The organism is Streptomyces sp. BK340, from assembly GCF_007827595.1.
GTDB lineage: Bacteria > Actinomycetota > Actinomycetes > Streptomycetales > Streptomycetaceae > Streptomyces.
The window spans coordinates 224252-237078 of the sequence record NZ_VISR01000010.1; the positions used below are offsets into that span (position 1 = coordinate 224252).

Here is a 12827-nt window from a genome sequence, read left to right on the forward strand (position 1 = left end):
CCCTCGGTGGAGGGGACCCGTCAGCGCAGGCGGCGCAGATACGGATCGTGGGGGTGGCGCGGCACGAGCCGGACGCGGGCGTCGAGCGTGGTGACGCCGTGCGGCCCGGCCAGCACGGGGTTGAGGTCGGCTTCCGTCAGTTCGGGCAGGTCGGAGGCCATCCGGGACAGCCGGTGCAGCAGCTGTTCCAGGCCGCCGAGGTCGGCTGCGGGGCTGCCGGCGTAGCCGAACAGCAGCGGGGAGCAGCGCGGCGAGGTGAGCAGGTCGTGCACGTCGAGGTCGGTGAGCGGGGCGAGACGGGCCGCGTGGTCGGCGAGCAGTTCGGTCGCGGTACCGCCGAGGCCGAACACCACGAGCGGCCCGAAGACCTCGTCCTGGACGACCCCGGCGAACAACTCGGTGCCGCGTTCGGCGAGCGGCTGGACGACCACTCCGGTCATCCGGTCGCCGAACCGGGTGACCAGGTCGCGATGGGCCGCCCTGACCTGGGAGGGGTTCTGAAGATCGAGGTGAAGGGCGTGCTGCTCGCTCTTGTGCAGCAGACCGGGCCAGTACGCCTTCATGACGACCCGTCCGTCCGGTCCGGCGAGCCGCTCGGCCGCGGCGGCCGCCTCGTCCTCGTCCCGGGCCCAGGACCAGGGGATCTGCGGGATGCCGTAGCAGTCGAGGAGCGCGGCTGTCGCCTGCGGATCCAGCCAGCCTCCCTCCGGATGCCCGTCCAGGAACGCGGCGGTCAGGCTCTTTGCCCGCCCGGTCTCCACTGCTGGCAACTCCGGTACGGTGCCTGGCAGGCAGGCGAGCCAGTCGGCGCGGGCCGCGGCGTGGGCCAGGGCACGGGCGGCGTCCTCGGCATCGGAATACGCGGGCACGCTGCCCCCGCCGGCGGTCGGCAGCAGCTCGACACGTGCCGCCTGCGCGGGCAGCACCCCGACGACCGCGCGGGCGAGCGGGCCAGGGGCCGAGGTCAGAGCGCGCACCAGGTCCTCGCCAGTGGCCGCCGCGACCGCCGTAGGGACCAGGCTCACCAGAACCGCGTCCACTGCGCCGTGCCGGGCCAGAAGGCCGATGCATGCCCTCAGTTGCTCCTCGCCGACGGCCGCGGTGACGTCCACGGGGTTGGCTGCGGTGGCGCCCTCGGGCAGCAGGGCGAGGAGTTCCTCGACCAGGTTGGCAGCGAGCCGCGGGACGACGAGCCCGGCTTCGACGCACGCGTCGGCGGCCAGGACGCCCGCCCCGCCCGCGTTGCTGACGACGGCGATCTTCGTACCGTGAGGCAGCGGCTGGGCGTGCAAGAGGGCGGCGGTGTCGAGGAGTTCACCGATGGTGCGGGTGGCGGTGATGCCGGCCTGGGTGAACAGGGCCTGCCGGGTCATGGTCGGGGTTGCCGCCGCCGTGTGTGAGGCGGCGGCCCGCCGTCCGGCCTCGGACCGGCCGGCGTCCACGGTCAGTACGGGCATCATGCGAGCCAGGCGGCGGGCGGTGCGCGAGAAGGCGCGGGGATTGCCGAAGGACTCCAGGTGCAACAGCGCCAGGTCGGTATGGCCGTCGTCCTCCCACCACTGGAGCATGTCGTTGCCGCTGACGTCGTACTTGTCGCCGAGCGAGACGAAGGTCGACACCCCGATGCCGAGCCGGGCCAGCCCGTCCAGCAGCGCGATGCCGACACCGCCGGACTGCACGGCGACCCCGGCTGTGCCGGGCCCGGGGTGCCGGGCGGCGAAGGTGGCGTCCAGGTGGACGCCGTCCTCAGTGTTGGCCAGGCCGAGGCAGTTCGGGCCGACGAGCCGCATGCCATGACGTCGGCACGCGCCCATCAGAGCACCACTCTGGTGCACGTCCAGGCCCGCGGACACTACGAGCAGGCCGCGCACGCCGGCCCGCCCGCACTCCTCGGCCACCTCGGCAACGGCCGCGGCCGGAACAGCGATCACAGCCAGGTCCGGCACCTGTGGCAGGTCGGCGACGGTCCGGCAGGCGTGCACCCCGGGGACCGCGACCGCCTCAGGATGCACGGCGAACAGCCGCCCGGCGTACGAACCGTTGTGGATGTTCCGCAGGATCACGCGCCCGACCGACCCAGGTCTGCGGCCAGCGCCGATCACCGCGACGGTGCCGGGGCGCAGCAACGGCCGCAGGCTGGCTATGTCCGCCAGTCGGCCGCGGGACTCCACGGCGCTCAAGTAGGTCTCGTCTTCGGTGAGTTCGACCGTGCAGTGCACCTCGGGTCCGTCGAAGTGGCGAGTGACGCGCAGCCCCAGGTCGTGGAAGACCTTCAGCACGTCGTGGTTCTCGGCCAGGGCGTCGGCGCTGAAGGCGGTGACGCCCGCCGTGCGCGCGGCGTCGGCGAGGTGTTCCAGCAGGAGGGTGGCCACACCGAGGTGGTGCCAGTCGTCGGCGACGGCCACCGAGATGTCCGCCGTGCTGCCGCCCGGCAGGACCTCGTACTCGGCCAGCCCCACGAGCCGTCCGTCACACTCGGCGGCCAGCCCGCGGTAGCCGGGACGATCGCCCCTCGCTACCCGCTCGGCGGCCTTCCGGGCGGAGGCCGGGTTGAGGGAGAAGAACCGCAACCGCAGGTTCTGCGGTGACATCTCCTCGTACAGCCGCTGCACTTCCTCACGGTCCGCCGGGCCCGCCTGCCGTATGCGCACGGTGGTTCCGTCGGTCAGCAGGGCGTGCACCGGGACTTCCTGGATGCCGGTCATGAGGAGCTCTCCCTCCGGATGATCCCGCGTTCAGCGTCCGGCGGCGGGCCCCGGTGGCACAGGGGCTGACCGGGCACCGCGCGGGCCGAACGGCCCTCCCGGGCGGGGGCAGGCCCCGCATGACCTCACTGGGCCAGCGAGAAGTAGCTCTCCTCCTCCTGCGTGAAGTGCAGGCGGAGGACGGTGTGCAGTCCGTACAGGCAGGAGCGCAGGTCGTCGAGCTGGCCGGGGGACAGGCCGCCCTCGGCCTGAGCCAGCCGCAGGTGTGTGGCGATGCGGCGGGAGAGGCGTTCGATCTCCGTGTGGGCCCGGCTCATGGTGGCCGTGGCTTCCGGGCCGCCCAGGGTGGGTGCGAGGGCGGGGTAGAGCTGGTGCTCCTCGGCGTACTCGTGGGGCAGCAGCCGTTCGGTGAGCAGTCGGTGTGTCTCCTCGACGACCGCCAGGGCCTCGGGGCCGGAGGTGTCGGAAAGGCGGTCGGCGGCGTCGCGTACGGCTTCGAGGACATCCTGGAGATCGTCGTGTTCGGCGGCGAAGCGGTGGATGAGGGCTTCGGCGGCGGGGGAGAGGGCCGGTCGCGTGGTCTGGTCGACCCGCAGGGCGCGCAGGGCGTTGAGGATGACCGCGACGTCGATGCCCTCCTGGAGCAGGGCTCCGGCGGCGGGCGGAAGCAGGCCGGCTGCGGCTGCGGCCATGGCGGCCAGCGACATCAGCATGCCGCCGAGGGCGCTCTGGACGGCGATGTGCCGGGCACGCTGGGCGATGGTGACCGCGTCGGCGAGGCGGTCGACGCGGTCGGTGGTCAGGACGATGTCGGCGGCTTCGGAGGAGGCGGTGGAACCGCGGGCGCCCATGGCGACGCCGATGTCGGCGGCGGCGAGGGCAGGGGCGTCGTTGACGCCGTCGCCCACCATCACGGTGACCGCGTGCTCGCGTTCGGCGCGTACGGCGGCGACCTTGTCGGCCGGGCCGAGTTCGGCGCGTACGTCGTCCAGGCCGAGGACGGCGGCGACTTCGTGGGCTGGTGTGGATCGGTCGCCGGTGAGCATCAGCAGTCGCTGGATGCCTGCCGCGCGCAGGTGGCGCAGAGTGCGCGGGGCATCGGACCGCAGCGGGTCGCGCAGGAGCAGTGCTCCGGCCAGGTGCCCGTCGACGGTGAGCCAGGCGACGGCCGCGCCGTCGAGGAGGGCGCGGTTGTCCACCGCCTTGGCCCAGGGCGGCCGGTGGTCGGTGGGGTCGACGCGGCCGATGGAGACCTCGTGTGCGTCCACGGTGCCGGTGGCGCCCCGGCCGGGTTCCTCGGTGACGTCGGAGGGGATCGACAGCTCCAGCTTGCGTTTGCGGGCGGTGTCCACGATGGCCTGGGCCAGGACGTGGGGTGAGTACTGGTCGAGTGAGGCCGCGAGACGGACGACTTCTGGGGGCGTGAAGCCGGGGGCGGCGGTCACGTCGAGGACGCGGGGGCGGCCTTGGGTGAGGGTGCCGGTCTTGTCGAGTAGGAGGGTGCGGGCGCGGCCGAGGTTCTCCAGTGCGCCGCCGTCGCGGATGACGACGCCGAGGCGGGAGGCGCGGGAGAGGCCGGAGACGATGGCGACCGGGGCGGCCAGCAGGAGAGGGCACGGCGTGGCGACCACCAGGACGGCGACCGCGCGTACGGCGGAGCCGCTGATCAGCCAGGCCAATCCCGCAACCGCGAGGGACAGGGGCAGGAACCAGGCCGCGTACCGGTCGGCCAGCCGTACGACGGGCGCGGACTCGGCCCCGGCCTGCTGCGCAAGGCGCACGATTCCCGCGTACGTGCTGTCCTGCGCTGTTGCGGTGGCGCGCAGCTCGAAGGCGCCTCCGGCGTTCACCACGCCACTGCGCACCATCTCGTCCCGGGCCCGTTCGATCTGGAGGGGCTCACCGGTGAGCACCGACTCGTCGAGTACGGCGGCGGGGCTCTCCACGCGGCCGTCGACCGGGACCACCTCGCCGGGGCCGACGACGAGCAGGTCACCGACTGCGACCTCGGACAGTGGCACCGTGGCCACTCCGGCGTCGGTGCGGCGGCGCGCCGAGCGGGGCGCGTGCTCCAGCAGGGCACGCAGGTCGTGGGAGGCCCGCCGCTGGGCGGCTGCCTCCAGGGTGCGTCCGGTGGCGAGCATCAGGGCGATCAGGGCACCGGCCAGGTATTCGTGGACGGCCAGGGTGCCGCCAAGGGCGAGTACGGCGATAAGGTCCACGCCTGCGTGTCGCTGCCGCAGGGCGGTCAGGACCCACCCCACCGCCGGGACGACGGCGGACAGGGTGCCCAGGGCCCAGCACAGGTCGGCGACCCTGACCTCACCGACCAGCCAGGCGATGCCGCCTGCGGTCAGGGCCGAAGCGGTGACAGCCAGGAGGACGGGTTCGAGCCGCAGGGACACGACCGCCACGGTCGGGCGGCGCAGCCGTGCTGCGAGGGTGGGGCGGTGGTTCATGGCGTACCTCGGTCCGTCCGGCGCGGCGACCCTTCGGTTCGGTCCCCCTCCATCACATCGCGCCGCCCGTTGCCGGCGGCAGGGGACGTCCGGCCCCACTCCAGGGCCGGACAGGCACTGCGCGCGGTGCTGGTCATGCCGAGCCGTCGTCGGTGTGCAGGGCCAGGATGCGGTCGATGCGCGGGGTTCGGGTGCCGGTCATCGCCAGGTGTCCGGGGGAGTTGCGGACGGCACGGGTATCTGGGGTTGCCAGTGGGTGGCGGGGCAGGCGCCGTGGGCGAGGTGGTGGTCGACGTCGTCGGCGAAGGCGTGCAGGGCGGAGGCGGCGAGCCTAGCGGCACCGTCGGGGTGACAGCAGGCGCCCGGTCCGGCAGGAGACCGGTACGGCGGCGCAGCCTGGACAGCAGGTCCGTATCAGCCCTTCCGGCCGCGAGGGCGGCGAAGTCCTCGGCCACCGCGGGCAGCCCATAGCGGCAGGGGCCGCACTGACGGGCGCTGTGGGCGGCCAGGTAGGCCAGCATTCTGGCCGTCTCGGCCAGAGCGCAGGCTGCTCGGGGCAGCGCGATCAGCACGCCCGCGCCGGGTGCGGCACCCAGCAGAGCGAGGTCGCGCCGGGTGAGGGGCGTGTGCAGATGCGCCGTCGGGAGCCAGGTGCCGGCGAAGCCACCGAGCAGGACTGCTCGCAGTGACCGCGTCGGCCCTTTGGCGTGGTCGAGGAGTGCGGCGAGCGGCGTGCCGAGCGCGACTTCCAGAACACCTGGAGCTGCGACGGCACCGGAGACGGTGACGAGCATGGTGCCGGGCTCCTCCGGGGTCCCCGCCTGCCGGAACCACTCCCAGCGGGCGAGGCCCCTTGGTGGGGCCGTACCAGTGGGCGTCCCAGGCGCGTTCGAGGATCTGCCGGCGACTCACCACCCGGCCGGTCCGGACGTCCTCGACCGAGTAGCCGGCTTGCCGCGAACCCCGCACCAAGGACTCCGCGATGCCGCGGTCGTCCTCCACGACCAGCACCCGCGTCTCTTCTGCCGTGCCCATGGCCTGGGTGTTCATGCCGGCCACCCGCCTCCCGGACGATGCGATCACTGCTCGTCCCTTCCAGCCTGCGGCTCTGCCCGTCTCGACAGCAGGGGCCGTTCGTCCTCCGTCCGCACTGACGGCATTCGCAGGAGATTCCGGTTTGGCGAGGGCGCTGCCTTGCCTCATGTGTTGTCAGGCTGCTCTCGCATCTGGAGGAAGCGGCCATGCCAGGTGTGGTACCAGACCGCGCCGGTCCGTGAGTTGACCGAGAGCATCCCCGTGATGTGGCCGTCGCGCAGGGTGTGCAGGGTGTAGTACCCGGGGAAGGCTTCAGGCTCAGCGGCGTGCAGTCCGGGACGGTGCTCGCGCAGCCACTGATCGGCGATCCGCACCGCTCGGTCCGGCCCAATAGCGGGTGCACCGTCGTTCTGGGGGCGGGCCGGCATCATGCCATAGGAGGTGTTCCACATCATCGCCGGGCCGAACTCCAGGTGGACGGTGCCGGAGCGCGGGTCGATGAGGATCTCCGTGGCCCCCTTGCCGCCGCGGTCGAGAAGTTCGGCGTAATAGCCGTTGCTGAACTGCATGACTTCGCCGAGGTGCAGGTCCCACCGGTCGGCGAAGCGCCCGGCCGCACCCTCGGCTTCCTTCAGATTGTGGACTGGTCCATCGCGGGAGAGGGCACCCGTCATGGCCCGGGATCCGGGCCGTCCGAAGTCGCTGCCCGCCACCCACACGACCGATGCAATGAGTGCAGCCACCGCGGCGATCAGAACGGTGAGTGGCAGCCAGCGGCCGCGCAGCCGGTTCACCGGGGCCTCGGCCGGTGGGCGGTCAGGTGCTCGCGTGCCTCGTTGTAGGCGGCGGCATCGATCTCGCCGGAGGCGAAGCGACGGTCGAGGATCTCTTCCGGCGTCTCTCTGGGGGCCCATCGGTGCTCCGTGCCTCCGCCGCGATCGGCGGGGCGCCGGGTGAGGTGGACCACCGCCCACACCACGAGCCCGATCAGCACGATCCACAGCAGCGGCATGAAGGCCATCCAGCCCCAGCCGCCGTCCCAGTACATCACCGCAGCTCACCTCCCCAAGAGGCTTCCTGCTCCGCATTGTCCGTGCGCCTCCGGACCGGTGCCAGGGCCGTTCGGCCCCGCCGCAGGACCGAGAGGGGAAGTGACGGCGAGCATGCCGGTGCGGCACCACGGCTCCTCGTTCTGCGTGCACCCGGTATGGTCGAGCGCTGCCATCGCCCGTTCAGTGGTCGTGTGGACGTGCCGATGGACGAGGTCACCGGAGCGCACACGACGAGGTGGCTGCAGGCGCCGGGGCAGGGCTGGAGGTTGCGCACGACAAGGGGCTCGCGCAGGCGCTGCCTTGCTTTCTGGACGTCGCACTCTGTATCGCAGTCAGTACGCGAAGATACCCTTGCGCCGTGCCGGGTGAAGAAGAGCCCGTGAAGGGCGCCGAGGCCCTTCCGGGCCGATGACTGGGATCAGCTCACCGGTCCGCAACTGATCCGCGAGGCCGTGCTTGCGGAGTCTCTGCGGGTTGACACTCCCGATGAGTACGAGGCGCCCCTGCTGGCCGAGGTGCGGGACCGAGCCGGCCGGTTCACCGTTCCTTTGACCTCGATCCGGATGCTGGTGACCACCCGGAGCATCGGCTACGACGCTCCGGGTGAGGACGTCACGCATGACCCACAACTCGACGGCATCAGTGCTGCGTTGGGGCGGGAGGAGGGCGTAGTCGAGGCGCAGGCGCTCACACCCACCAGGATCCCTCTGCGGTGCAATTTCGTCAGCCGCACCGCCGGCCCGCCGGGTGCGAGGGCCCTCGTCCCGTACGCCGAGCTGCTGGGAACGACTCTCCGTCTGTTCCTCGACCGGGACGACGATGCTCGGCTGCTCGATGACCTGCTCGACTCGGGTGAGCCGGCGGGCGCGCCCCAGCGGCCTGGCCCAGCAACTCCCTGGCACCTCCGCGACAGGCTGCCGGTGCTGTCGTCGGCCGCGGGCGTTCCGGTCGTTCTGTCGGCCTTACTGGTGCCGGACTGTCCATCAGCGAGTCTTCGCCGAGTGTGCGGACACGCCACCGTTGGCCTCCGGAAGCCTCAGTCGATGACCGAGCGTGGGCGCGCCGGACGGCTCTCCGGCTGCGTCGGCCGGACAACCGGAGGAGGATGGTGTCGGGCGGAGTATCGGGCCCGAAGCGCCGGGGACCTGCATTCTGCGCTGCTGAGCGAAGTGATGCCGACGGAGGGCGCCGGCGATGAGCGGCGAAGCATGGGCCGGCGTGGCGGTGGCGAGTGTCACGGCCGCATACGCCCTGGGGTCGCGGCGGTTGGCAGTGTCACCGGTGTCGCGGCAATGGTGTTCGTCGGCTGCGGAGTCGTCCTCGGTCCGGTGGCGCTCGACATCGTTGACCTGAAGCACGGCGCCGAGCCGGTCATCGCACTGCTCGAAGCGGCCCTCACCCTGGTGTTGTTCACCGACGCCATGACTGTCCGCAGGCGGGACCTGCGAACCGGCGGTTTCCTGCCGGGCCGGCTCCTGGGCGTCGGTCTGCCGATGACCATCGGAGCAGGCTGGCTGCTGGCATGGCCCCTGCTACCCGGGCTGACCCCCTGGGAACTCGCCTTGGTCGGTGCCGTCCTCGCTCCCACGGACGCAGCCCTCGGCAAGACCGCCATGTCCAGTCCACGCGTCCCCGCACTCGTCCGGCACGGCCTCAACGTGGAGAGCGGCCTGAACGACGGCATGGTGCTGCCGTTCTTCCTGCTCTTCCTGGCTGCGATACCAGGCACGTCCGCCGCGCAAGAGGGAGAACAGGGCGTCTTCTGGCGCGCGCTGGTACTCAGCTCGGCCCTGGGCTTTCTCGTCGGCGCGGTCGGCGGCCGGCTGTTGCGATCGGCGCAGGCACGGGGATGGGTCTCGCGTGAGTGGGCGCAGCTCTTCGTCCCGGCCGTCGCCACGGCCGCATACGCACTCGCCGTCGTGGTGGACGGCAGCGGCTTCATCGCCGCCTGGATCGGCGGCTTCGCCTTCGGTTACACACTGCGCCGGTTCCCGGCCGCTGAATTGCAGGAGAACCCCGGCCCTTTGCGGGACGTCCCCGACCGTACCGCCGCCTTCACCGAGCACCTCGGGGAACTCCTGGCCTCACTCAGTCTGCTGGTCTTCGGAGCCGTACTGCTCGGCCCGACGCTGGAGAAGCTGAGCTGGGGCATCGTCGGCTACGCGGTTCTCAGCCTCACCGTCGTCCGGATGCTGCCAGTGGCCGTCGCGCTCGCCGGCAGCGGGCTGCGACTTCCCACGGTGGCCTACATCGGGTGGTTCGGACCCCGCGGTCTGGCATCCGTCGTGCTCGGGCTGCTGCTCCTTGAGGAGGAGCACGTCCAGGGAGTCGAGTTGCTGGCGAGCGTGGTGGCGGTCACTGTCGGCCTGAGCGTGTTGCTGCACGGTGTCTCCGCCGTCGCCCTCGCCGACCGGTACGGCGGCTGGCACGAGAAGACCACGGCCACGGGCCGGAAGCTGCGCGAGGGAACTCCCGTTTCCTAGTCCGCGGCGATGCCCTCTGCGGAGGTGACTCGTCCTGCGTCGCGCAGTTCCGCGGTGGCGGCGTCCATGAGGGCGTGGCGCGGCCCGTTCATCCACACGGCGTCTCCGTGGAACTCCGACTTGGTGAAGACGACGATCTCGGCGCGGGGCACGCCGCGGAGATCCTCGAACGTCCTGGTCGCTGAAGCCTGGTCGGCCGGCGATGGCGACATATGGTCACTCACTTTCTGCGACATGAAGGTTCTGAGCGATCTGCGTTCCCCTGACACTGACTGCTCCGGAAGCGCCCAGGGCCTCACCCCCGCGGTCGCGAACCCAGGCGCTTGTCCGGACGCCCGCTCTTCGACGGGCTTCGCCGTTCGGCAGCACGAGTGCCGTTTACGCCCGCACAGCGGGAGGCGGCCGTCGTGGCCCGTGGCCACCCTGGGTGAGGCGGTCGGGACCTCTGCGGCTGCGGCGACCGACGGCGCGGGGGAGGATGGTCGACGGGGAGAGGTGAGACCACGCGGCCGGGGTCCGGAGACCTCGTCCTCGATGCTGAGCGAAGTGGTGCCGATATGTCCGAACCATCGCAGAGCCCTGCCTGGCGGCGGATCCCCGAGGACGCGGCCGGCGCAGCCGTCACGGTGGCACGGGCCGCCGGGTCCGCAGCCCTTCACCTGAAGTCCACGATCGATCGCGCACGCCATCTGCCGGACATCGTGCCCGCGCTGGGTCAGGCAGTGAAGCCGACCCTGACCGGGCGCATGGACGACTGGCGTGGTGAGTACGCCTACACGCTCGGTGAACAGGCGTTCGTCTACGGGTTTCCGTACATCTACAACGCCCGGCTGAGGCACGACTGGGTGACGCAACCGCGTAACCCCTCGACGGTTCCGTACGCGCCCGTCAACCATTTCTGGCACGCCGAGCGGTTGCTGGACGCGACCTACCGGGACGGCGGGTGCCCCAACAATGACACCCTGTATTCGGCGGCCTGGGTGAATCTCGGCAGCGAGCCGGTCATCCTCTCCCATCCGGACATGGGTGACCGGTACTTCACCTTCGAACTGGTGGGGATCACGTCCGACAACTTCGACTACGTCGGTCAGCGCACCACCGGCTCCGACGCGGGCAGCTTCGCCCTCGTCGGCCCGCAGTGGCAGGGAAAACTTCCCACTGAGGTGCGACACCTGAAGAAGGCTCCCAGCCCCTGGGTTCTCATCATCGGCCGCACTCTCGTCGGTGGCCCGGACGACGTGCCACGCGTCCGGGAACTACAGGAGCAGTACCGGCTCACCCCGCTCAGCCTGTTCGGCACGCCGGACGCGAAGGTCCCCGAAAGCCGGGACGTCCTGACACCGATCCCGGCAGAGGAGGATCCCCTGGGGCCGTGGAAGACCCTGAACGCGATGCTGGCCGAGAACCCTCCACCGTCCCACCACCACGTCCTTCTCCAGCAGTTCGCCCAGATCGGCATAGGCCCCGGCCTCGACGTCGAGGCTCAGCCCGACGCGGTCAAACGAAGCCTGATCCGGGCCGCCGCCGTCGGCGTGCCCCTGCTCAAACAGCAGCTCCTCAGCGGCGACTGGGCCCACCTCGTCCACGGCTGGCGCTACCCTCCCCCGCAGATGGGACGCTTCGGCGACGACTTCCTCAAACGCGCCGCCGACCAGTCGCTGATCGGAGTCGCGGCCAACGACCCCGCCGAAGCTGTCTACTTGCTCAACTTCGACGACGCGGACGGCAAGAAGCTGGCCTCCGAAGGCCGGTACGAACTGCACTTCCCCGGCGACGCCCTGCCACCGGTCGACGCCTTCTGGTCGCTGACCGCCTACGGCGAGGACATGAACCTCATCCCCAACCCGGCCGACCGCTACGCGGTGGGCGACCGCAGCACCGGCCTGCAGTGGGACGCGGACGGCGGACTGACCATCCACCTGCAGAACGAGCCGCCTGACCAGGGCAAGGAAGCCAACTGGCTGCCCACCGCGAAGGAAGGCACCTGGTTCGTGGCCCTTCGCATGTACAGGCCCCGCCCGGAGGTGATCGACGCGACCTGGGAGTGCCCTCCTCTGACCCGCGTCGCCTGACGTCTCAGCACATCGGCAGACCACCGCCGCACCAGCGATCGATGGGGAGGCCCGCATCACCGCGTTCAAGGCCGGCGAGGTCCGCTCCTTCCGGGGGCTCCAGGCCCGCTGGTTGGCGGTCCTCGGCATCCCCGCGGGGTTCGACCTCGGCGGCAGCGGCCCCGGGCGCTTCTACCAGGACATAGTGATCAACCGGGACACCGAGCGGCTGTTCTCCGCAGGAAAACCCGCCCACCAACTGCACGTGATGCAGGCGTACTCGTACATCGTGGACGACAGCCTCACCAGGGACGCGCTACCCGGACTGGGGGACCGACTGCAGCTGCCGACCGGATGGGCGTACCGCACGGAGATCCCAGAGCACGACCTCGTTCTACGGACCGCGACCGGGGAGGCTCACATCCTCCAGGACTCGGCCTGTAGCGCTTGGTGACCAGTTTTGAAGTCCGGGGTGAATTCGGTCGTCCATCCCTGCCGTTCGTGATCGCGCAGTCGGGACTCGTGGCCGGCGGCGGTGGGATCGGTGAGAGCGTCGGTGAACGCCGCGATGATCTCGACGGGGGTGCGGGCGCCGAAGCTTGCGTACCAGGCGGGCCGGTCCGGTCCCGGTGCGTTGTGGAGGGTCCACCACCGGCCGTCGGGGTCGGGCTCCAGCCGCAGCAGAGCCTCCTGGTGACTCATGCTGCTGGGAGGTTGCAGACCAAGGGGCCCTCAGCATGGTCGTGACCTGCGGCCGCGCCAAACTACGCCACGTTGTCGTACATCTTGCGGCGTTCCGCCCGCCACGGGACCTCGGCCGCCAGCTGTTCGAACAGGGCGTCGGCGCCGCACAGCCAGCCCGGCAGCACGTCGATCCAGGCGCCCCGGTCCAGCTCGGTCCGGTGCAGTCCGTCGAGGGTGCCGAGCCGCAGCTCGTCGGTCTGGTCGAACAGGGAGCCCTGCAGTTGCGTGGACACGGATCCAGCGCAGTCGTGAATCGAAAGTATGTTCCCATCGCGAAGCGTCTTTCGATACACCTGTG

10 protein-coding genes and 1 pseudogene are annotated in these 12827 nt (G+C 71.2%); 3 read left to right on the forward strand and 8 right to left on the reverse strand.

The window, feature by feature from the left end; genetic code table 11:
* Positions 1-20 precede the first annotated feature (20 nt).
* The 5 genes from FB157_RS20275 to FB157_RS20300 all read right to left on the reverse strand — a co-directional run bounded on the left by FB157_RS20275 (position 21) and on the right by FB157_RS20300 (position 7250).
* Entirely contained in the window at positions 21-2705 is a 2685-nt protein-coding gene (locus FB157_RS20275; protein ID WP_145881675.1) for a GNAT family N-acetyltransferase, read from the reverse strand.
* A gap of 125 nt (positions 2706-2830) precedes the next feature.
* Entirely contained in the window at positions 2831-5164 is a 2334-nt protein-coding gene (locus FB157_RS20280) for a heavy metal translocating P-type ATPase (protein ID WP_145881677.1), read from the reverse strand.
* Positions 5161-5958 carry an SLBB domain-containing protein gene (locus FB157_RS20285; RefSeq protein WP_261386386.1) on the reverse strand — a complete coding sequence of 266 codons (798 nt, stop codon included), beginning with the start codon at positions 5956-5958 and terminating at the stop codon, positions 5161-5163. The genes FB157_RS20280 and FB157_RS20285 overlap by 4 nt, the downstream gene beginning before the upstream one ends.
* 405 nt (positions 5959-6363) lie before the next feature.
* On the reverse strand, positions 6364-6942 hold the full coding sequence (locus FB157_RS20295; RefSeq protein WP_222440947.1) for a hypothetical protein: 579 nt from the start codon (positions 6940-6942) through the stop codon (positions 6364-6366).
* A gap of 47 nt (positions 6943-6989) precedes the next feature.
* The gene (locus FB157_RS20300) at positions 6990-7250 is read right to left on the reverse strand and encodes an SHOCT domain-containing protein (protein ID WP_145881681.1); all 261 of its coding nucleotides are present in this window, start codon (positions 7248-7250) and stop codon (positions 6990-6992) included.
* A gap of 1293 nt (positions 7251-8543) precedes the next feature.
* Between FB157_RS20300 and FB157_RS47330 the strand changes: the two genes are divergently transcribed.
* Positions 8544-9734: a sodium:proton antiporter gene (locus tag FB157_RS47330; protein WP_186581585.1), complete on the forward strand. Its 1191-nt coding sequence runs from the start codon at positions 8544-8546 to the stop codon at positions 9732-9734.
* Here FB157_RS47330 and FB157_RS47335 read toward each other — a convergent pair.
* Positions 9731-9886: a hypothetical protein gene (locus FB157_RS47335; RefSeq protein WP_186581586.1), complete on the reverse strand. Its 156-nt coding sequence runs from the start codon at positions 9884-9886 to the stop codon at positions 9731-9733. The two genes, FB157_RS47330 and FB157_RS47335, sit on opposite strands and share 4 nt — an antisense overlap.
* Positions 9887-10291: 405 nt before the next feature.
* Here FB157_RS47335 and FB157_RS20310 point away from each other — a divergent pair, with 405 nt between their 5' ends.
* Both FB157_RS20310 and FB157_RS20315 read left to right on the forward strand, forming a co-directional pair.
* The gene (locus tag FB157_RS20310) at positions 10292-11806 is read left to right on the forward strand and encodes a DUF1254 domain-containing protein (protein ID WP_145881685.1); all 1515 of its coding nucleotides are present in this window, start codon (positions 10292-10294) and stop codon (positions 11804-11806) included.
* A 112-nt stretch (positions 11807-11918) separates the two neighbouring features.
* Positions 11919-12239 (forward strand): hypothetical protein, encoded by a 321-nt coding sequence (locus FB157_RS20315; RefSeq protein WP_145881686.1) that lies wholly within the window; start codon positions 11919-11921, stop codon positions 12237-12239.
* Here FB157_RS20315 and FB157_RS49660 read toward each other — a convergent pair.
* Both FB157_RS49660 and FB157_RS20325 read right to left on the reverse strand, forming a co-directional pair.
* Positions 12203-12487, reverse strand: coding sequence for a DUF317 domain-containing protein (locus FB157_RS49660; RefSeq protein WP_398946982.1), 285 nt, complete (start codon positions 12485-12487; stop codon positions 12203-12205). The two genes, FB157_RS20315 and FB157_RS49660, sit on opposite strands and share 37 nt — an antisense overlap.
* Positions 12488-12555: 68 nt before the next feature.
* Positions 12556-12762 (reverse strand): annotated as a pseudogene (locus FB157_RS20325) (alpha-ketoglutarate-dependent dioxygenase AlkB); the annotation flags it as partial.
* Between the last annotated feature and the right edge of the window lie 65 nt (positions 12763-12827).

Excerpts from the sequence above, each read along its gene's own strand:
- FB157_RS20275 (WP_145881675.1), bottom strand. The coding sequence starts at position 2,705 with ATGACCGGCATCCAGGAAGTCCCGGTGCACGCCCTGCTGACCGACGGA.
- FB157_RS20280 (WP_145881677.1), bottom strand. The coding sequence starts at position 5,164 with ATGAACCACCGCCCCACCCTCGCAGCACGGCTGCGCCGCCCGACCGTG.
- FB157_RS20285 (WP_261386386.1), bottom strand. The coding sequence starts at position 5,958 with ATGCTCGTCACCGTCTCCGGTGCCGTCGCAGCTCCAGGTGTTCTGGAA.
- FB157_RS47330 (WP_186581585.1), top strand. The coding sequence starts at position 8,544 with ATGGTGTTCGTCGGCTGCGGAGTCGTCCTCGGTCCGGTGGCGCTCGAC.
- FB157_RS20310 (WP_145881685.1), top strand. The coding sequence starts at position 10,292 with ATGTCCGAACCATCGCAGAGCCCTGCCTGGCGGCGGATCCCCGAGGAC.
- FB157_RS49660 (WP_398946982.1), bottom strand. The coding sequence starts at position 12,487 with ATGAGTCACCAGGAGGCTCTGCTGCGGCTGGAGCCCGACCCCGACGGC.